The organism is Levilactobacillus spicheri DSM 15429 (assembly GCF_001435095.1).
GTDB lineage: Bacteria > Bacillota > Bacilli > Lactobacillales > Lactobacillaceae > Levilactobacillus > Levilactobacillus spicheri.
Window position 1 is genome coordinate 47,883 of record NZ_AZFC01000035.1, and the last position, 20,908, is coordinate 68,790.

The window sequence follows — 20,908 nt, forward strand, 5'->3', positions numbered from 1 at the left end:
CTATTCTCCTTTGTCTTGAGCGACCAACGCGTCCAGTTCCTGAACGACTTGGTCAATTTCTGCTTGGTCGTGGGCGGTGGCCCCACTGGCGAGAGCGTGGCCCCCACCGCCGTGAGCCTTGGCCAGCCCGTTGATGGACGGCCCCTTGGAACGCAACCGGATCCGGTAGGTGTGGTCCTTGGCCTCAACGAAGAAGGCCCAGGCCTTGACCGTCGTGATCTTCCCCGGTAACGGCACTACAGCGGAGGTCGAATCGGTCTCGCCCAATTCGAACGGCTCCAGGTCGGCATCACTCAGCTTCAGATAGGCCGCCCCACTCGGTAAAATGGTCAGGTTCTGGTACACGTACGCGGACAACCGCGCCATGGCGGGTGAGACCTCGTCTTCGGCCTGGTTGACGTCGGAAGCGGAGAAGCCCGTTGCCATCAGCTTGCCCGCCACTTCCATGGTGTGCGCGGAGGTTGCCGGGTACATGAAGCGCCCGGTATCCCCAACGATGCCGGCGTAAAAGAGCCGCGCGGCTTCGGTTGGCAACGTCAATTCGGCGGCGTTGGCGGCGTAGAAGTCGTACAACAATTCCGACGTGCTGGAGGCTTGGTCTTCGACCCATTGCAGGTCCCCGAAGGCGTCGTCGTTCGGGTGGTGATCAATCTTGACCACGGCCTTCCCGGTCTGCCAGCGCGCATCGTCGACCCGTGGCTGGTTGGCCGTGTCGACCACGATGACCAACGCATTTTGATACTGGTCGTCGGTCACGTCGGTATCGGCCTGGCCCAACCAGTCGAAGCCGGGATAGTGCTTGCCCACTGCCAGGATCGTCTTTTCGGGGAAGCTGGCCCGTAAAATGGTCCGTAACCCCAATTGTGCGCCCACACAGTCCGGATCTGGATGCTGGTGTCGGTGAATGATAATGGTGGAATACTGTTTGATTTGTTCTAGAATGGCTGTCTGAATTGCCATGTGTGTCACCCGTTTTCTTTCCGAATTTGCGACGCGAGCGCCGCAACGCTGCGTTCCAGTATACAAGTTTTACGGGGTAATTTCAAAGAAAGTCTGCCCTAATCGCCCCAAAGCGGTAGGCGGACGTTCTCGAACGTCTGGGAAGCCAGTCCCGTGATCGTGATGCCCAGTAGGCGAATCTCCTCGTCGGCCGTGGCCACACTGTGATACAGGTCTAGTGCCAGCTCGTAATAGCGGGCCGCCTCGTTTTCGATAAAGTCGTCTTGGGTGACCCGCTTGGTGACCGTCGTAAAGTCGCTGGTCCGCAGCTTCAACACCAAGGTCTTGCCGTGACGCTGCTTGCGGGCGACCGCCGTGGCGACCAGCTCCGCCAACCGCTGGAGCTGGTTTTCCACCTCACCCGGCGTGGTCAACGGTGGGCCATAGGTGCGTTCCTTGCCGATCGACTTGCGCTCCCGCTGATAGGCCACCGGACGCTCGTCGATGCCCCGCACCCGCTGATATAAGACGTAGCCGAACTTGCCGAAATCGTGGATCAGGGCCAGCTGCGACCACCGGTACAGGTCGGCACCGGTCTGGATCCCCAGGTCGTGCATCTTCGGCACCGTCTTCTTGCCCACACCCCGAAAACGCTCGATGGGCAGCGCCATCAAAAAATCGTGGGCATCTTCCGGCAAGATGACGCTGACGCCGACCGGTTTTCGGTAATCCGAGGCCTCCTTGGCCAGAAATTTGCTGTAGGAGATTCCGGTCGAACAGGTCAGGTGGGTCTGGTCGTAGATCTCGGCCTGAAGCTCATGGGCCACCTGCACCGCCGAGTGAAGGTGGTGCTTGTTCTGGGTCACGTCCAGGTAGGCTTCGTCAAAGGCCACCGGTTCGATGATGTCGGTGTACTCGTGAAAGATTCGGTGAATCTGCTCCGACACCTGCCGGTAAAGGGGAAAGTTCGGGGTCTGGAAGACGGCCTCCGGGCACAACTTCAGTGCCTCGCTCGCACTCATCGCCGAGTGGATACCGTGGGCCCGCGCCAGGTAATTGGCGGTGGCCACGACCCCGCGGCCACCGGTCTTCCGGGGATCCTTGGCAATGACCAGGGGGTGCGTCTTCAGCTCCGGGTGGTCCCGTTCTTCGATGGACGCGTAAAAGGCGTCCATATCCACATGGATGATTTTCCGCTGGGTAAATTGTGGGTCTGGTTGTGGCATCGGTCACACTCCCTTTCCGCCAACGACGCTTGCCGGTGACTAAGTTGCTTACATTATATCCGAACGAACGTTCCCTTTCAATCTTCTTTGACGGCAAAAAAAAAACGACCCCGCAACGGAATCGTTTCTTCGCTTTACTTCGTGGTGTCGTCAGCAGCGTCGTCGTCAGACTTCGGTGCTTCTTCGGCAGCGGCTGGTGCGGCTGAGTCGTCAGCGGCATCGTCGGCTGGCTTAGCAGCCTCTTCCGTCTCAGCAGCGTCGCTAGCAGCGGGTGCCGTCACGGCTTGGGGTGCTTGGGCCGTAACCTGGGCGATGGCCCGCAGGTCAAAGACCAAGTAGATACCGTCGCAGTCCAGGGTCACAGTCTTGTCGGCTTCGTTGATTTCATCAATCACACCGTGCAAGCGACCGATCGTAATCACGTGGTCACCCTTCTTTAACTCACTCATCATTTCCCGGTGCTTCTTTTGTTGCTTTTGTTGTGGCCGCAACATTAAGAAGTACATCAATGCCAAGAAGATCACTAAGATGATCAACGTGGAATACTGGCCACCGGCAGCGGCAGCGATTGCAAGATTTCCTAACACTATTCGTTCACTCCTTCGTGTCCTATCTAATGGACAACTTTACCAGAATCCGGGGAATCCGTCCAATTATTTCTGGAAGTTCTCCGGATGTTCGCGATTATCGGTCCCTATTTCGTCGGAAAGGCCCGGCCCAGGTGTTCGTACCCGGCGGGCGTCACGACCCGGCCCTGCGCCGTGCGCTTCAGGAATCCGCGTTGGAGCAGGTAGGGCTCATACATCGCCGCCACGGTCTCGGTCTCTTCACCGATGTTGGCCGCCAGGGTGTTCAGGCCGACCGGTCCGCCGTTATAATAATCGATCATGGTCGTCAGCAGCTTGATGTCCGTCTGGTCCAACCCGGCCGAATCGACCCGTAACAGGGTCAACGCGTGATCCACGATGGCCGGATCAATCGTATCGTGATCCGGTGAGACCTCGGCGAAGTCCCGAATCCGTTTCAGCAAGCGGTTCGCGATTCGGGGGGTGCCCCGTGAACGCAACGCAATGGCGTGGGCCCCGGCTGGATCGATTGGCGTTTGAAAAATCTCCGCCGACCGTTTGACGATCTCTTCCAGGTCAGCCGACTCATAGTAGGCCATGTGCTCCACGATGCCGAAGCGATCCCGCAACGGCGCCGACAGCAACCCGGCCCGGGTCGTCGCCCCAATCAAGGTGAAGGGCGGCAACGGGAAGTGCACCGGGTGGGCGGTCGGCCCCTGCCCCACCACGATGTCGATGTAGAAGTCTTCCATGGCCGAATACAGCATTTCCTCGACCACTTTTGGTAGTCGGTGAATTTCATCAATAAATAAGATATCTCCGGGCTGTAGCTCGTTCAGCAACGCCACGAGATCCCCGGGCTTTTCCACCGCGGGGCCGCTGGTCGTCCGGATCTGGACCCCCATTTCGTTGGCGATCACCAACGCCAGGGTCGTCTTCCCTAAACCGGGCGGGCCGTACAGGAGGACGTGGTCCAACGATTCCTCCCGCTGCTTCGCGGCCTGAATGTAGACGCTCAGCTCGTGCTTAATGGGCGCTTGCCCGATGTACTGCGCGAGCGTCTGGGGACGCAACGACTTTTCCACGGAGTCTTCCCGGTCATCAGCTGGCTCGGGGGAGACGAGCCGTTCGTTATCGTCTGTCATCCGCACTTCCTCCTTTCCTCTCTATCACCACGACTACTTGGTCAGGAGCCGTAGCCCCTCGCTCAGGTAATCGTTGGTACTGGTCCCCGCAAACTGCCGCAGCTGCGGGGTAATCTTCTTGATGGCTGCCTCGCGATACCCCAGCGCCCCTAAGGCCGCCACGGCATCGTCGAGTTGGGGATTCCCCGCACCGGTCGCGACCGTCTCCGGCTCGAACAGCTGCGAATCAGCCGCCGGCGCCAGGTCGTCGAGCTTGCCTTGCAGATCCAAGACCAGCTGGCCGGCCGTCTTCTTGCCCACGCCGGGAAACTTGGTCAGGAAGCTGACGTCGTTGGTCTTGATGGCCAGCATCAACCCCTGGTGGTCCGGGTTGGCCAAGATGGCCAGGGCACTCTTGGGCCCAATCCCCGACACGTTGATCAGCTTCAAGAACAACTGCTTCTCGGCGAAGTCGCTAAAGCCGTACAGGGTCTGCGCCGTATCACTGACCGCTTGGTACACGTAAATGGTGACGGTCTCATCGACCGTGTAGCGGTACGGATTGGCCGTATTGACCAGGTAGCCCACTCCCTGGACGTCGATGACGATGTGGTCCGGGGTAATGGCCGCGACGGTCCCCCGCAGGTATTCATACATAAGGCAGTTCGCTCCTTTAAGAAAACATATGTTTGCTTTTTAAATTGTACCACATTCTCCGGATAAAAATCAGCTGATGACCGGTTGGGCCGCTAAAACTGACCGCTCACTGCGGCCAATGCTAGTCGTCCCAGTCATCACCGCTCTTGTGCGGGTCTTGAATTCGTTTGAACAGCTTCTCGAGGTCCTGATCCGTGAAGTGGACCAGCACGGGCCGACCATGGGGGCAATTAAAGGGATTCTCGGCCGTTGCCAGCTTGACCAATAACGCCCGGGCCTGCTGGTCATCCAGGTGATGGTTGGCCTTGATGGCCCGTTTACAGCTCATCATGATCGCCGTTTTCTCCCGAAACGCCGCCACCGAAATCTTGCCGTCCTTCAAGACCCAGTCGACCATTTCCTTAATAGTATCGGTCTCCTGCCCCGCCTTGAACCAGGTCGGATGTTCATGAACGATCAGGCTGTTCGGCCCGAAGGCTTCCAGGTGAACACCGACGCTGGCCAACGTGTCCAGGTGGTCGTTAAGCGCCAGGATATCCGTGGTCGGGTAGTCCAGCACGATGGGCACCAGCAACTTCTGTTCGTCGTCGCTGACCTCCCCGATGGCCTGGCGGTAATACTCGTAGTTGACCCGCTCCTGGGCCGCGTGCTGGTCAATCAGGTACAGGCCGTCGTCCGCCTCGGCTAAGAGGTAGGTGCCGTGGACCTGACCCAAATACCGCAGCTGCGGAAAGCGGGGCTGGTCCGTGGGTGCACTTGGCGCCACCAAGGGGTCGGTCGCCTGTGGGCGCGGCGCTCCTAGGGGAAAGACCCCGGTCTCGGAACGGTACTTTCGGTCAAACGCCTGCACGGCCGGTAGCCGCAACTCGTCGCGGTTCTGGACCATGACCGGTTCGACCGGCGTCTCACTAGGCGCCGTCAACGGGGCCGGCCCCGCCGGACGGTCCTGATCGGTCGCCGGCGTTTTGGCCGGTGTTGCTGGTTGGACCGCCGGCGAGTGCAATGGATTCACCGCGTTTCCCGCGAGTAACGGCGGCGTGGTGGGCGTGTACTTCTGCGAGGCGTCGTTTAGCGCCATGGTCAATTGGTCACTGGCCGGCGCACTCGCCCGCTTCTTCGGCATCTCGCTGAAGCCGTCGGGAATCAGGTTCTCCTGCGCCAACCGGTCAAAAATCGTCTTTTCGATCAACTGACTGAGCTCGGGTTCCTGGCTGATACGGACCTCCTGCTTCGTGGGGTGCACGTTCACGTCCACCAGCAGCGGGTCCATCGTGATCGCCAGGACCGCGATGGGGTACCGGCCCACCATGAGTTTCGAGCCGTACCCGGCGATCAAGGCCTTGCTGAGCTGGAAATTGTGGATGTACCGGCCATTCAGCAGAATCGAGATGTACTGCCGGCTTGCCCGCGTCAATTCCGGTAAACTAACGTACCCACTGACCTTAAAGTCGGGATTCTCCCCGGCAATGGCCACCATCTTCCGGGCGCTCTGCACGCCGTAGATGCCGGCAATCACCTGTTGCAGGTCGCCCCGGCCACTGGTGCGCATCAGTTCACGCCCGTTGTGTACCAGCGAAAAGGCGATGTTGGGGTAACTCAACGCGATGCGGTTCACGATATCGGTGATTTTGGAAAGTTCGGTGGTCGGCGATTTCAGGTATTTCAACCGGGCCGGCACGTTGCCGAACAGGTCCTTGACGGTCACGTCGGTCCCCTTCCGGGAGGCGGCCGGCGTGTGCGTCACGATGTGGCCGCCGACGTTATGGATCAGTGTCCCCACGGTGCCGGTCGAGGTGGTCAACGTCACGTCGGCCACCGAGGCGATGCTGGGGAGCGCTTCGCCCCGGAACCCCAGGGACTTGATCTTAAAGAGGTCCTTGCGGTCGGTGATCTTACTGGTGGCGTGCCGTTTGAAGGCCATTTCGGTATCTTCATCGGGAATACCATCGCCATCGTCGACCACGGAGATGCGCTTTAACCCGGACTCCTCCACCGTGATATCGATTTGCGTGCTGTGGGCGTCAATGGCGTTTTCCACCAACTCCTTTACGACGGAGGCCGGTCGTTCGACCACTTCCCCCGCCGCAATCTGGTCGGCCAAAACCGACGCCAGTTCATGTATTTTCGCCATTGCGGTCATCCTTTCCGATTAGTATCTTCTAAGTCGCTTGACGGTAACGCCCCATCAGGCTTATTTGTTCAGTTTCTGCTGCCACTGGTAGACCTGGTTCATGATGGCCATAGGCGTCATCCCCATCAGGTTCAGGTCCTTCAGTTGGGCCAGGACCTTGGCCTGGGCTGGATTAAGCTCCGGTTCATCCGTGAACAGCGATAGTTGCTGGTCGGTCGCCGGTTGCTCGGCGGTTGGCTCGGGCTCTGGGGACGCTGGTTGCTGGGTCGGCGCAGCCGCTGAGTCGACCGGTTGCGTCGTCGCGGCTAACACGGGGCCCGCAGTCGCTTCCTTAGCGACCGTTGGGGCATCGGCGGCCTGCCGCTCGAGTTCGGTCAAAATGACATCGGCTCGTTGCAGCAACGATTCCGGCATGCCCGCCAGTTTCGCCACGTGAATCCCGTAAGACTTGTCGGCGGGTCCTGGTTGGACCTGGTGTAAGAAGACCAGGTCGCCGTTTTGCTCCACGGCCCCCACGTGCACGTTCTTCAGCTGCGGTAAGACCGCGTCTAAGGCCGTTAACTCGTGGTAGTGGGTCGAGAACAGGGTCTTGGCGTGCACCTTGTTGTGGACGTATTCCACGATGGCCTGCGCCAGCGCCATCCCGTCATAGGTCGCAGTCCCCCGCCCAATCTCATCGAAGAGGATCAGGCTGTTGGCCGTGGCCTGGCTCAACGCCCGGTTGGCCTCCTGCATCTCGACCATGAAGGTACTCTGGCCGGAGATCAGGTCGTCGGCAGCTCCAATCCGGGTAAAGATCTGGTCAAAGATGGGCATCAGCGCGGCCTCGGCGGGCACGAAGCACCCCATCTGGGCGATGATGACCGTCAGGGCCAATTGGCGCATGTAGGTACTCTTCCCGGACATGTTGGGCCCCGTGATCAGCAGAATATTGGTCTCTTGATCCATGATGACGTCGTTGGGCACGTAGGACTGACGCCCCAGCACCTTTTCGACCACCGGATGGCGGCCCTGCTTGATCTTCAAGACGTGGCCCTTTTGGAAGGTCGGCTTGACGAAGTGGTAGTCCTCACTGACCACGGCAAAGCTCTGGAGCACGTCCAGGCTGGCAATAGCGGCGGCCAGTTTCTGGAGCCGAGTGATTGCCTGCTTGACCTGTTCCCGCAGGTCAACGAACAGTTGATACTCCAGGGCGACTGACTTTTCCTCGGCCTCCAGGATCAACCGTTCCTTTTCCTTGAGTTCCGGTGTCGAGAACCGCTCGGCATTGGCCAGCGTCTGCTTGCGCTCATACCGGTCGGCCGGGAGCTTATCCAGGTTCACCTTGGTGACCTCGATGTAGTACCCGAAGACGTGGTTGTACCCAATCTTCAGGTTGTTGATCCCGGTGACTTCCCGTTCGTGGGCCTCCATCTCGGCCAGCCACTGCTTGCCGTTGCGCATCGCGTCGCGGTAGGTGTCCAGCTGGTCGTTATACCCGTCGCGAATCACGCCGCCGTCCGCCACGGACAGAGGCGGTTCGGGCACGATGGCCTCCTTGATGGCGGCCGCCACGTCCTCGACCGGATCGAGTTGTTCCAGCATCGGGTCAAAGACCGCCTCGTCCAGTTCGCTCAACGTGTGCTTGATTTGTGGCACCTGTTCCAATGACGTCTGCAGCTGGATCAGGTCCCGCCCGTTGACACTGCCAAAGGCGACCCGGCCCGCCAAACGCTCCAGGTCATAGACCTTGACCAGCTCTTCTTGCAGACTGCTGCGCTCGAAGTAGTGGTCCAATAAGGCCCCCACCTTGGCTTGGCGGTCTTCGATCTGATGCTGATCGATCAGCGGCCGGTCCAGCCACTGTTTGAGAAGCCGGCCGCCCATCGCCGTTTTGGTCTCGTCCAAGAGCCACAGCAACGTACCGGACTTTTTCTTGGTCCGCAGGTTCTGCGTCAGCTCCAGGTTGACCTGTGACGCGTGGTCAAACTTCAAAAAGGCGGTCGGTCGGTACGCGACCGCCCGCTGCAGGTGCGCCAGGCTGCGTTTCTGGGTAACCGTCACGTAGGTCACCAATAACCCCACGACCTGTTTCATCCGCTGGTCGGTCAGGTCCTGTTGCACGTAACTCAATTCCGAACTGGCCTCGATGGTGGGCTGGTGCGAAATCAGCATGCCCAACTTGTGTAGCCGGTCGGTCAGGTCGGTCGGCACACTGTCGTCGACCACGACTTCCTTGGTCTGGAGGCTCATTAATTCATTCATGACCGTGGTCAGGTTGTCGATGGCGGCCACCTTGAGTTCCCCGGTCGACAGGTCGGTGTAGGCCAGTCCGTATTGGTTCGCCGCGGGCATGGTTAAAGCGGTCAGGTAGTTGTTACGCTTAGCCCCCGCCGCCCCGGTATCGGTCTGCGTCCCGGGCGTCACCAACTGGATGACCTCCCGCTTGACCATGCCCTTAGCGAGCTTCGGGTCCTCCATCTGCTCACAGATGGCCACCTTATAGCCCTGGTCGACCAGGATGTCGATGTAGTTTTGCACGGCCTTGTGGGGCACTCCGCACATGGGAATGGGATTCTTCGCGCTATGGCTCCGGGTGGTCAACGTCAACTCCAATAGTTGGGACCCCTTGACGGCGTCATCGTTGAACATTTCATAAAAATCACCCAACCGGTAGAACAGAAAGGCGTCGGGATACTGATCCTTAATCTTCTGGTACTGCACCATCATGGGCGTCATGTTTGCTTTTGGCATGAAAACTCCGTCATCCTTCCCTATTATGCCTTTTTAACTGATATGTCTAGTAACTTTAATCAGTGTCGGTTGTCGATTGCTTCTTAACTTTGATACGGGTGTTGTGGGCTGATCAAGATCTCGTGAATGGCCGTCGCGTGACCCGTCTGGTCGTTCAGGTCGATCACGCACCCGGACAGCAGCCCCGGTCCCTGCGTTTGCACGGTGTACCGGGCGGGCCGCTGGTTCTCGAACTTGGTGATGACGCTGTCGGCCCGCATCCCCAAGATACTGTCGGCCGGTCCGGTCATCCCCACCTCGGTCAGAAAGGCTGTCTGATGGTCCAGAACCTGCGCGTCACTGGTCTGCACGTGCGTGTGGGTTCCCACGACCGCCGACACGTCACCGGTGAACCGCATGGCAAAGGCCCGCTTCTCGCTGGTCACTTCGCCGTGGAAGTCCACGAACACGAAGGGCGTGTCCAAGTCGGGTAACAGGTCCTGCATCATGGCAAACGGATCATCGACCAACTGGTTCATGAAGACCCGGCCCTGCAGGTTCACCACGGCCAACGTTTGCTGGTTGACCTTGACCTTCGTCCACCCCTGGCCCGGGGTCTGCCCCGGGAAGTTGGCCGGACGGACCAGGCGATTCGCGTCGTCGATAAAATCGAACAGCTCCGCGTTGTCCCAGGTATGGTTCCCCATGGTGACCACGTCGGCGCCGTCCTTTAGGAGTTGCTTATAGATCTTGTAACTAATGCCTCGACCGACCGGCGTCGAGTTCTCACCGTTGACAATGGTGACCTGCGGTTTTAGGTCCCGCTTCAGTTGCGGGAGGTACTCGTGAATCATGTCCATCCCTAAGTCGCCTACCACGTCACCTACAAAAAGAAGTCGCATCTTCGTTCCCCTATCTTGGCCCGTCCCTTTGTCGCGGACGGCGCCACATAAATACTCTCTATTTTAACATGATTGTTCTGACTTGACGTAAAAAAGCTAGAACCCTAAGGCCTAGCTTCTCTGACTTATTTCGCATATTCAACTGACCGGACTTCCCGAATGACGGAGACCTTGACGTGACCTGGATAATCCAAGTCATCTTCGATCTTCTTCTTGATGTCGCGTGCCAAGACGACGGCATCCGTATCGGAAATCTTCTCGGGCCGCACGATGACTCGAACTTCACGCCCCGCTTGGATGGCAAAGCTGTGGTCGACCCCGTCAAATTCATTGGCGATGGTCTCCAGCTTATCCAACCGGTGAATGTAGCTTTCTAGGGAGTCTGAGCGTGCACCCGGCCGGGTCGCCGAAATCGTATCGGCAGTCCCGACCAGTTCCGCAATCACGGATTGCGAAGCCGTTTGATCTGCTTGCGCGGCAATAGCGTTGACCACGGTGGAACTTTCCCGGTACTTCTTCGCCAGTTCGGTTCCAAGCGTGATGTACGAACTATCATCCTCGTGTTCTGCAGCGCGGCCAATATCATGTAATAATCCTGCACGTTTTGCTAACGTAACATCCTCACCGAGTTCAGCGGCCAAGACCCCAGTGATCTTCGCCACTTCAATTGAATGGGCTAAAGCGTTTTGCCCGTGGGAAATCCGGAAATTCAACCGCCCGACCAACTTGATCAGTTCGGGATGCATCGAATGAATTCCTAAATCGAAGGTTGCTTGTTCGCCAAGTTCGCGGACGTGTTCGTCCAGCTCTTTCTTGGCCTTGGCGACCATCTCTTCAATCCGAGCCGGGTGAATCCGCCCGTCTTGAATCAACTTCTCCAGCGCAATCTTCGCCACTTCCCGCCGTAACGGGTCGAAACCGCTCAAAACGACGGCTTCAGGCGTATCGTCGATAATCAAATCGATTCCGGTCAAGGTTTCCAAGGTCCGAATGTTGCGACCTTCGCGCCCAATGATCCGCCCCTTCATGTCGTCGTTCGGTAACGTGACCACGGTAATCGTGGTTTCGGTCACCATATCGGCGGCACTCCGTTGAATGGCGGACACAATCAGGTCCTTGGCCCGCGCCTGGGCCGTTTTTTGCGCCGTTTCTTCGCTTTCCTTAATCATTTTTGCCCGTTCCCCTGCCAAGGCCGTTTTGGCCTCGGACAAAATCAGGTCCCGTGCATCGTCCTGGGATAGGGCGGCAACGGTTTCCACCGCCGCCTGCCGTTTTTCAATCAGTGAGTCTGCTTGCTGTTGCTTCTTGGTCAGGTTCTGCTCTTCAGCACTCAGCTTCTTGTCCCGCCGATTTAACGAGTTCTCGCGCTTCTCCAAGGAACTGTCCTTGCGATCCAACGTTTCTTCGCGTTGAATTAACCGGTCCTCTTGCTTTTGGACTTCGGCCCGGCGCTGCTTCAGCTCTTGTTCAACCTCGGCACGATACTTGTGGCTATCTTCCTTAGCCCCTAACAGGGCCTCCTTGGTAGCCGTCTCGGCTTGCTTGTGTGCTTCCGCCAGCACACCCTTGGCGGTGTACTTAGCAGCATCTAACTTGCGTTCGTGAACGGATTTACGTAAATAATAACCACCCACGACACCAACAACGATAGCGATGATTGCGAGGATTATAATCGGAACACTCATGATTCCACCTCCGCATCATCAAAAATGACTAATTTAAAATCAGACTTTTCAAGATGTTTGTATGATAACTGACACAAATTCAATTTTAATAGTTGCCATGAAGCCTGTCAACTAAACTCCCCAGAATCACGCGCTAAGTTTCTAATTTGGCGTGCCAAGTGACCCAACTGGGCCCTGACAGAACCACCGTTAATCCCACGATGAAACGCGTGCTGCCCCAACTGTCTGCGGAAGGCCGGTTGCGCCCGCCGTCATTCAGCAAACAAAAGAAGCCCGAGACTTCTGTCCCCGGCTCCTAGCTGTTACGTGTCTTATTTGTGTTGATTGGGTTGGATCACCGTGGTACCCGGCGTGGTATCCTTCGTGCCGGTATCCAGTTCGGTTTGCTTGGCCGTCGTCGCCTTATCAGCGGACTTATCGGTCTTTGCACCCTTGGTGGCCTTGTCGTCACCCTTGGCTTTATCTGGTTTCTTCTCGGCAGCGGCCTGTTCGTCCTCATCGGCCACACCGTAAGCGATCCGGACCCGCCGGTTCACTTCGGCCATCATGTCTGGATGATCCGCCAGGTATTGCTTAGCGTTCTCCCGACCTTGACCAATGCGGTCTTCACCGTAGGAGTACCACGAACCACTCTTGTCAACGATATCCTTTTCAACCGCCATATCGAGCAATTCACCGGTCTGGGAAATCCCGTGACCGTACATGATATCCACTTCCGCCTTCTTGAACGGCGGCGCAACCTTGTTCTTCACGACCTTGATCCGGGTCCGGTTCCCAATGACGTCCGTCCCGTTCTTGATCTGTTCGGCCCGGCGAACTTCCAGCCGAATAGTGGCGTAGAACTTCAGGGCCCGACCACCAGGCGTCACTTCGGGGTTCCCGAACATGACACCGACTTTTTCCCGAATTTGGTTAATAAATAACGCAATCGTCTTGGTCTTGTTAATCGTTCCGGAGAGCTTCCGCAACGCCTGCGACATCAACCGTGCTTGGAGACCCACGTGGGCGTCCCCCATCTCGCCTTCGATTTCTGCTCGCGGTACCAGGGCCGCTACGGAATCGACAACGACAATATCGACCGCACCGGATGAGACCAGTGCATCGGCAATTTGCAGCCCTTGTTCACCGGTATCCGGTTGGGACAACAGCAAGTTATCAATGTCGACACCCAGTGCCGTGGCGTAAGCTGGGTCCAGGGCGTTTTCCGCATCAATATACGCAGCGGTGCCGCCCCGCTTCTGGACTTCTGCGACCGCATGTAATGCGACCGTGGTCTTCCCTGAAGATTCGGGCCCATAAATTTCAACGATTCGACCGCGGGGATACCCCCCTACGCCCAAGGCCACGTCTAGTGCCAACGAGCCGGATGGGACCGTCAGAATCTGCGTCTTGGTATCATCGCCCATCCGCATGATTGATCCCTTACCGAAGTCTTTTTCAATCTTTTTCAGCGCCTTATCCAGCGCCGCTTGTCGTTCGTCAGCCATCTAAATCCTCCTTTAGTTGCTCTCATTTCCAAGTAACACTATACCGATTTAGCGAACAAAAAGCAAGTAAAAATAGAACAAAAGTTCCCCTATTTTTGACCAGCATCCAGCGTCCGCCGGACCCAATCGAGACCGGCCATCACCGAGCGCATCCGAATATCTGCCCGGTTACCGGTCAGGTGCAACAGCTTGGCCTGCGGGGCTTGGCCCCGTTGTGCGAGGCCCAACCAGACGGTGCCTGCCGGGTGACCCTCCAGGCTATCGGGCCCGGCTACCCCGGTGAAGCTCAGGGCTAGGTCGGTATCCAACAGTTGGCGAGAGCGTTCCGCCATCTGCTGCGCGGTGGCCTCGCTCACGACCCCGTCATGGTCAATAATTTCCTGGGGAATCCCCAAAAGCGTGTGCTTCGCGCGATTGGCGTAGGTCACGAAGCCACCCGGAAAGACAGCCGAGACCCCCGGGACCGACCCAATCGTACTTTGAAATTCGCCGGCGGTCAGGCTCTCGGCCCCGGTAATCGTGAGCTGCCGGTCAATCAACTCGTGGACCACCACGCTGGCCAGACTGTTCTCGTCCCCGTAACCGTACAGGTACGCCCCGACCCGTTCTCGAATCGTGGCTTCCAGCTGATTCAACAGCTGGGTCGCCGCCGCGGCCGTCGTGGTCTTGGCCGTTAGCCGCAACGTGACCTCGTAGCGCTTGGCGTACGGCGCAATCGTGGGATTGGTCTGGTGATCGATCAGGTCGCTTAACTGGGTCACCAACTGACTCTCCCCAATGCCGAAGAACCGCAGCACCCGGGACGTCAGGTACTCGTCTCGCTGGTAGGCCGCCCGAATCAGGGGCATCGCCTGGTGCGCCATCATCGGCCGCATCTCACTCGGTGGCCCCGGCAGCAGGACCACGTCAGCCCCACTAGGCGCCCGGTAGAACGAGCCAACGGCCATCCCCGTCTCATTCTTCAAGGGACGGCTTCCCGCCAGGTACAGGGCCTGTAACCGGTTATTCGGCGTCATCTGCCGGCCGGTCGTGGCAAAGAACGCGGTGATTTTGGCCATCGCGGCCGAATCCTCGACCAACTTCACCCCGAGTAAGTGGGCGACCGTCTGCTTGGTCAGGTCATCCTTCGTGGGGCCCAGGCCCCCGCTGATCACGACCAGGTCGCTGCGTGAGCGCGCTTGATTCACCAGCGCCGCCAACCGGGTCGCGTTATCGCCCACCAACGAATGGTAGTAGACCTCGATACCTGCATCCGCTAAACGCCGCGCAATGTACGCCGAGTTGGTATCGGCCACTTGCCCCAGTAATATCTCGGTTCCTACCGCAATCACTTCTGCTTGCACGTTTTTTCCTCCCTTGGACGTCCACCGTTAACTCCGCAAACGTCCGTCTTTATTTTTTATCTTACAATACTTTGTGGTCAGACAACATTATTTTGACCAGGTAACGGCCGACGACCCAAAAAGGCCTGAGACTTTTGTCCCAGACCTCCGTTAATTCCATTTTATTCGGCCGAAGACTCCGCGAAGACCTGCCGGTTCTGGACGAAGTAGTCGATTCCCGAGTAGATCGTGAAGAACAAGCAGATGTAAAAGAAGATCAGCGCCATTGGCACGTGGATTGTCCCAAAGCCGATGTTGTTCAACAACAACAGGATGATCCCCACCATCTGCGTGGTGGTCTTGATCTTCCCTGGCCAGGCCGCCGCCAACACGCGGCCCCCAGTCTCCACAACGATCAGCCGCAAGCCCGTCACGGCCAGTTCCCGGCAGACGATAATGGCCACGCCCCACGCGGGGGCGGCCCCCATCGCAACCAGCAAGATAAAGGCCGTCATCACGATCATCTTATCCGCCAGCGGGTCCGCAAATTTCCCGAAGTTGGTCACCAGGTGTTGCCGCCGGGCAATCTGCCCGTCCAGAAAATCGGTGATCGACGCCACGGCAAAGATTACGGCGCCCAGCACCTGGGTCACCGGGATCTCGGTCCCTAACCAGGTCACCGTGCCCCAATCCAGGGGCAATACCAAAATTAATAAGAAGATGGGAATCAAGATGATTCGCATGATCGTCAAACGATTTGGGACGTTCACAACTAACTCCTCCTTAGACACCATTTATCCAATAAAAAAGCGGTTCGGCCGTCAGGGACCGACCCGCTTAAAGGCTTACTTAAATTCCAACGTCACGTCTTGAACCTGGGTGGACGTGGTCGTACTGCTAGAGCTCGTCCCCGTCGTATCCGTGGTCGAACTGCTGCTGGAAGCACTGCTGGTCGCCGTCGTCGAGTTGAAGTTGAACTTCTTCCCGTCGATCTTGACCGCCGTTGCGGGTGCGTTCCCGAACTTAAAGGTCATGCTGGTCGTACCACTTGGGACCGTCAACGAGTGGGAAGTCGACGAAGACAGCGTCCCTTGCCAAGTCGTGGTTCCACCGATGGTCACCGCGACCCACGCACTACTGGTGGCGGATAACGTGACCTTTGGCTTACTGGAGGCGTTCTTCATTTCCCAAGTCGACCCACTGCTAGTGGTGCTCAGTTGCTTAAAGCTGGCAGTCTTCGAGGACGCCTTCTTGGAAGAGGATTTCTTCGAAGCCGACTGACTCGAGCTAGACGAGCTGCTGGAGCTGCCCGAGACGCTCACGGAACTGCTGTCGACGTTTTGCTTGACCGTTGACCGACTACTGTGCGCCGCAGCGACCCAGATACCGATCAAGACGGCCAGCACCACGACCACGATCCCGGTCAGCGGGATCAACCGGCGTAACTGCAAGGAACGTTCGTCGACCTTGCGTTGTTGCGACCGTGTTTCGGGGTTGGTCTCATTCACCTTATCCACGTATTCTTGGGTCTGGGTACTTGGGAGGGCACTGTCAAATTGCTTTAACAGTTCTGCCCCATCAAGATCGACCATGTCAGCGTATTGTTTGATGAAGGCCCGGACGTAGAAATCTCCCGGAAGTTCGTCAAATTGCTGGTCTTCGATCGCAATCAGGTAGCGCTTTTGAATCTTGGTCGCCTGTTGCAGATCATCCAGCGTAAAGCCCTTCGCGATTCGCGCATCCTTTAATGTTTTTCCCAGCGTAATTTTGTTCTCACTCATTTTTTAACTCTCCACCTATTTAAGATTTCTCTATTGAAGTATAGCATAGGCGCCCCCGCATTTTCAGCCACAGCGTCCAGAATTCTGGATTTAATCGTTTCTTAAACCTTCGGGGAGAATCGTCGCCACCGTTTGCACGCTGTGGTCCCAAAAGGCGTGGGCCACCGGCAACAGGTCCTCGAAGCGCAAGTCTTCCAAAACGGTTAATTCGTCAAACAGCATGGTACCACCAAACAAGGGGCCGGAATACTGATTGGCAATGGCTTCTGGCGAGTTAATTGCCCCAATTAACCGACCAATCGCTTCACGTTTAACCAGGTCAAACTGCGGTTCGGCCGCCTTCAGTTGGGTGAACACGTCGGCCAGGATCGTCTGAAACTCGCTGACGAACAGCTCGGGCTGGTCGGTGTCCCCGGCCAGTTGTCCGAAGTGCGCGCCCCGTTGGACCTGGAAGTCGTACCCAAAGCTGTCGTCGATCACGTTGGCATCGTACAGCCGCAGGTAATTGTCGCTGGTGTCGTTAAACAACAGGTCAAAGATCAACGAGACCGCCACACTGTACGTCAGGGCCGCCCGCCCCGTGGGCACGGTGTCAAAGCCCCGAATTCCCAGGCTGACCTTGGGACGGGTCACGGACAGGTGCCGGGTCGTCTGCCGAATCACCTGATCCGGCTGGGTCGCCGGGCTGGCGATGCGCTGAATGGGCGCACTCGGCGTAAACGTCTTGCGGGCCTGATTGGTCTCAATCCAGTCCAGCGTCTGTTCGGGATCCAGCTTGCCCGTCAATACCAGGCTCATGTTGCTCGGGTGGTAGAAGGTCCGGTACGCCGCGTACAGGTCGTCCGCGGTGATCTGGTCGATCGAGTCGACCGTCCCCGCGATGTCGATCGACAAGGGTTCCTTGGGATACAGGTTGCCGATCATGCCGAAGTAGCTCTGCCAGCCGGGATCATCGTCGTACATCTGGATCTCTTGGCCGATGATGCCCTTTTCCTTATTGACCGTCGCCGACGTAAAGTAGGGGTCCTGCACAAAGTCTAGGAGAATGTCCAGATTTTCGTGCAGGTGGTTGGTCGTGGCGAAGAGGTAACTGGTCTGGGTAAAGCTGGTGAAGGCGTTCGAACTGGCCCCGAACTGGCCAAAGAGATCGAAGGCATCGTGATCCTTTTTTTCAAAGAGTTTATGTTCCAGAAAATGGGCGATGCCGTCGGGAAACCGCACAGCCGCCGTTTGGCCCCGCGGAACGAAGACATTATCGATGGAGCCGTAGTCCGTGGTCATAATGGCAAAGGTCTTGTGGAACCCGGCCTTGGGCACCAGAATCACCTGCAGCCCGTTACTGAGCGTGGTCCGGTAGACGGCCTCCCCCAATTGCGCATAGGTCTGTTTATTCAGCATGGTCAACACCTCCGTGAAGACAGTAAGTTGCTTGGAGCCGCGCCCGTTGCGCCACCCGTTGGACGTCCGCCACCGTGACGGCCTGTAAGGCGTGCGTCCAGTCGTCTAGTGACATGGTGACGTGTGTGAGTTGGGCGCTGAGCCGGGCGTTCAGCAGGCGTTGTGGACTATCCAACGCCGATAAACGGGCGTTCAAAAGGCTCGCCTGGACCTCGGTCAACAGCTGCTCATCGATGTTTCCCGCCTGAACGGCCGCTAGCTGCTCCTGGATAATCGCTTGGACCCGAGCCTGATTTTGGGCCTGAATCCCGGTCTGCACCGTCATGGTCCCGGTAAACGGGCTGTAGTTGCTGCTGGCGTAGTAGGCCAGGCTCGCCTTCTCCCGCACGTTCGTGAAGAGTAAGGAGAGCGGTGTCCCGCCAAACAAGGCGTTGAAGACCACCGCGGCCATAAAGTCCGCATCGTTGCGGTAGACCGGCAGCTGGTACGCGAGGTTCAACTTCGCTTGGACCACCGGTGCCAGGTCATCGCCGACCTGCAACTGGTCTTGGGGCGTCCAGCGGTAGTACGGGTCCTGGTCGGTCACCTGCCGGGGTGCCAACGGCCACTGCGCCAGGGCGGCCGTGACCCGGTCAAGCGTCACATCGCCGATCACGGCCACGTGCACCGCGTCGTGCGCCAGCATATCGTGGTAGGTCGTCAAGATGTCGGCCGCCGTAAGCTCCCCTAACGTGGTGATATCCCCCAGGGCACTCATGGCCTGGGTCGGCTGACCCGCAAACAGGATCTCTTGCAGGCGCCGGTTGGCCAGGTACTGCTTGTCATCGTCCAAGGACTTAATGGCGGTCAACAGGTTCTGGCGTTGTTGGGTAAAGGTCGTCGGGTCGAAACTCCCGTGGGGGAGCAACGGGTCGAATAGGACCGCCCGTAACAGGGCCATCCCGCGCTCAAAGAGCGGCTGGGCGTCCTGATAGGCGTCGAGGGTCTGCTCATCGACCACCGAGCAGGTCAGCCGCACGATGTGTTGGGTTCCGACCTTCAACACGGTGATGCCGAAGCTGGCCCCGTACATCAAGGACAGTTGTCGGGCCAACGCCGTTTGCGTCGGATAGGCCGCCGTACTGGTCTCCAGTACCTGCGCTAACAGGGCCCGGGCCGTAATTGCCGTCGCCCGTAACGGGGTCACAAAGTCCACCTTGATCCCAATAGTTTTAAATTGTTTGGTGGGTAACAGGTCTAGCGTTACCCCATCCTTTATCCGTACGTCCACACGCGTGGCCTCCTTAATAAATGACTAACGGTGTTTAATGATAAGGGAAATTGCCCCCAAATACAAGCCGGGACGCCGTTCACCCGGGGAGCTCTTCGTCAGCTCCGGAGCCCCCTCGTCCGTGACCGGTCAGCCGCTTCGGCCCACCCGTAACGACCCAAAAGGGCCCAGGACTTTCCGGTCCCGGACCCCACTGATTGCTTATTTTAACAGCGGCGTATCCACGTTACTGCCAAACCACTTTTCATTGATTTTCTGCAACGTGCCGTTGGCAGCGAGGCGCTTCAATCCGGCGTTGATCTTTCGCCGCATGGTCACGTCGCCCTTCCGCAGGCCCACGGCAAATTCTTCCTTGGGGAAGCTTCCCGTGATGACCCGGTACGCCCCGGGGTCGGCCTGGTGCTTGATGTAATAGTTGGCGTAGGTACTGTCGATCAGCAACCCCTGGATTCGCCCGGCGTTCAGGTCGATAAAGGCGTTGGTGAACGAATCGTACTGAATCGCGCTGTGATTCTTGATTCGGTTCTTCAGGACCTTGGGGTAGGCATCAATGTCGTTATACCCGGACGACCCGCTTTGGGCCCCCAGGACCTTCCCCTGCATCCCCGCAAAGGACGTCACGTGGTCGGCCTTCTTGGTGACTAAGACCTGGTCATTGTTCAGGTAGGTGTCGGAAAAGGCCACCTTTTTCGCCCGTTCGGGGGTGATCGAGTACCCGTTCCAGATCAGGTCGATGGTTCCGTTGTGCAACTCGGTCGCGTTCATCGACCAGTCGATGGTTTGAAAGTCGACCTTGATGCCGTACAGCTTAAACACGGCGCGGGCCAGGTCGATATCGTAGCCGACCAGCTTGCCGCTCTTTTGGCGGAAGCCCATCGGTACGAAGCTATCGTCCAAGCCGACGACAACGCGCTGGCGCTTCTGGATGGTCGACCACGTGTCCTGAGTATCCGCCCGTTGGGTCACGCTGCTGCACCCCGCCAGGCTACCGCCGAGGACCAGCAGGAACGCCAAGGCGACGCCCCACCGCCACATTCGTTTTAACTTCATCGCTGGTTCTCCCTTCTACGCTTGCTTCGGTTCCACCCGCAGCATCTGATCGGCGATTGCCTTGGCAAACGGCATATCGTGGGTCACGACGATCTGGGTCATGCCCTCCTGCTTCAACGTCAAGATGATCTGCTCAACTTCCTTCCGCAGGTCCGGATCCAGCGCCGAGGTGGGTTCGTCGTAGCACAACAGCTTGGGGTGCATGGCCAGCGCCCGCACGATGGCGACCCGTTGTTTCTGGCCCCCGGAAAGCTCGTAGGGGTACAGGTCCGCCTTGCCGTCCAGGTTCAACCGTTTCAGCAGGGTCCGTGCCTCGCTTTCGGCATCTTGGCCCGACTTCTTCAGCACCATCGTCGGCGCCAGGGTCACGTTCTGTAAGACCGTCAGATTCGGAAATAATTGAAAGTCCTGGAAGACGACCCCGATAACGGCGTCGTTATCCCGGTTGGTGGCGGGGTCAAAGGACTGACCGTCTAATAAAAACTGGCCGCCGTCGACCGTCGCCAAACCGCTGATACACCGCAACAGCGTCGTTTTCCCGGCACCGGACGGCCCAACGATCGTCAGGATCTGCCCATCGGCAACGGTGAGGTTGACGTTATCCAGGATCACCTTGTTACCAAATTTTTTCATAATTCCTTTAAGTTCAAGCATCTGC

The 20,908-nt window shown here is 58.0% G+C and carries 17 protein-coding genes; all 17 read right to left on the minus strand.

The features are described 5' to 3' along the window. Positions 1–960: a DHH family phosphoesterase gene (locus tag FD37_RS09030; RefSeq protein ID WP_045808305.1), complete on the minus strand. Its 960-nt coding sequence runs from the start codon at positions 958–960 to the stop codon at positions 1–3. Positions 961–1,058: 98 nt separating this feature from the next. Beyond that, positions 1,059–2,165: a DNA polymerase IV gene (gene dinB, locus FD37_RS09035; RefSeq protein WP_045808304.1), complete on the minus strand. Its 1,107-nt coding sequence runs from the start codon at positions 2,163–2,165 to the stop codon at positions 1,059–1,061. Between the two features lie 134 nt (positions 2,166–2,299). Continuing rightward, positions 2,300–2,752, minus strand: a complete 453-nt coding sequence (gene yajC / locus FD37_RS09040; RefSeq protein ID WP_082078094.1) for a preprotein translocase subunit YajC — start codon at positions 2,750–2,752, stop codon at positions 2,300–2,302. Between the two features lie 107 nt (positions 2,753–2,859). Further along, the gene (gene ruvB, locus FD37_RS09045; RefSeq protein ID WP_045808303.1) at positions 2,860–3,876 is read right to left on the minus strand and encodes a Holliday junction branch migration DNA helicase RuvB; all 1,017 of its coding nucleotides are present in this window, start codon (positions 3,874–3,876) and stop codon (positions 2,860–2,862) included. A 33-nt stretch (positions 3,877–3,909) separates the two neighbouring features. After that, the gene (gene ruvA / locus FD37_RS09050; RefSeq protein ID WP_056964923.1) at positions 3,910–4,512 is read right to left on the minus strand and encodes a Holliday junction branch migration protein RuvA; all 603 of its coding nucleotides are present in this window, start codon (positions 4,510–4,512) and stop codon (positions 3,910–3,912) included. Positions 4,513–4,633: 121 nt separating this feature from the next. Beyond that, complete coding sequence (gene mutL, locus FD37_RS09055; protein WP_056964925.1) at positions 4,634–6,643, minus strand: DNA mismatch repair endonuclease MutL; 2,010 nt, start codon at positions 6,641–6,643, stop codon at positions 4,634–4,636. Positions 6,644–6,703: 60 nt separating this feature from the next. Next, a complete protein-coding gene (gene mutS, locus FD37_RS09060; RefSeq protein WP_056964927.1) occupies positions 6,704–9,376 on the minus strand; it encodes a DNA mismatch repair protein MutS in 2,673 nt (890 codons plus the stop codon). Positions 9,377–9,459: 83 nt separating this feature from the next. Beyond that, a complete protein-coding gene (locus FD37_RS09065) occupies positions 9,460–10,257 on the minus strand; it encodes a TIGR00282 family metallophosphoesterase (protein WP_045808299.1) in 798 nt (265 codons plus the stop codon). Between the two features lie 125 nt (positions 10,258–10,382). Beyond that, positions 10,383–11,942, minus strand: a complete 1,560-nt coding sequence (gene rny, locus FD37_RS09070; RefSeq protein WP_045808298.1) for a ribonuclease Y — start codon at positions 11,940–11,942, stop codon at positions 10,383–10,385. Positions 11,943–12,253: 311 nt separating this feature from the next. Next, entirely contained in the window at positions 12,254–13,429 is a 1,176-nt protein-coding gene (gene recA / locus FD37_RS09075; RefSeq protein ID WP_045808297.1) for a recombinase RecA, read from the minus strand. 89 nt (positions 13,430–13,518) lie between these two features. Continuing rightward, positions 13,519–14,772: a competence/damage-inducible protein A gene (locus FD37_RS09080; protein ID WP_056964929.1), complete on the minus strand. Its 1,254-nt coding sequence runs from the start codon at positions 14,770–14,772 to the stop codon at positions 13,519–13,521. Between the two features lie 161 nt (positions 14,773–14,933). Further along, positions 14,934–15,521, minus strand: a complete 588-nt coding sequence (pgsA, locus tag FD37_RS09085) for a CDP-diacylglycerol--glycerol-3-phosphate 3-phosphatidyltransferase (RefSeq protein ID WP_056964931.1) — start codon at positions 15,519–15,521, stop codon at positions 14,934–14,936. A gap of 75 nt (positions 15,522–15,596) precedes the next feature. Continuing rightward, positions 15,597–16,532: a helix-turn-helix domain-containing protein gene (locus FD37_RS09090; protein WP_056964933.1), complete on the minus strand. Its 936-nt coding sequence runs from the start codon at positions 16,530–16,532 to the stop codon at positions 15,597–15,599. 90 nt (positions 16,533–16,622) lie between these two features. Further along, positions 16,623–17,927: an EF-P 5-aminopentanol modification-associated protein YfmH gene (gene yfmH, locus FD37_RS09095; RefSeq protein WP_056965377.1), complete on the minus strand. Its 1,305-nt coding sequence runs from the start codon at positions 17,925–17,927 to the stop codon at positions 16,623–16,625. Continuing rightward, positions 17,920–19,200 (minus strand): EF-P 5-aminopentanol modification-associated protein YfmF, encoded by a 1,281-nt coding sequence (gene yfmF, locus FD37_RS09100; RefSeq protein ID WP_056964935.1) that lies wholly within the window; start codon positions 19,198–19,200, stop codon positions 17,920–17,922. The genes yfmH and yfmF overlap by 8 nt, the downstream gene beginning before the upstream one ends. Before the next feature lie 201 nt (positions 19,201–19,401). After that, entirely contained in the window at positions 19,402–20,250 is an 849-nt protein-coding gene (locus tag FD37_RS09105; protein WP_056964937.1) for an amino acid ABC transporter substrate-binding protein, read from the minus strand. 15 nt (positions 20,251–20,265) lie between these two features. Next, entirely contained in the window at positions 20,266–20,904 is a 639-nt protein-coding gene (locus FD37_RS09110) for an amino acid ABC transporter ATP-binding protein (protein ID WP_056964939.1), read from the minus strand. Positions 20,905–20,908: the final 4 nt, after the last annotated feature.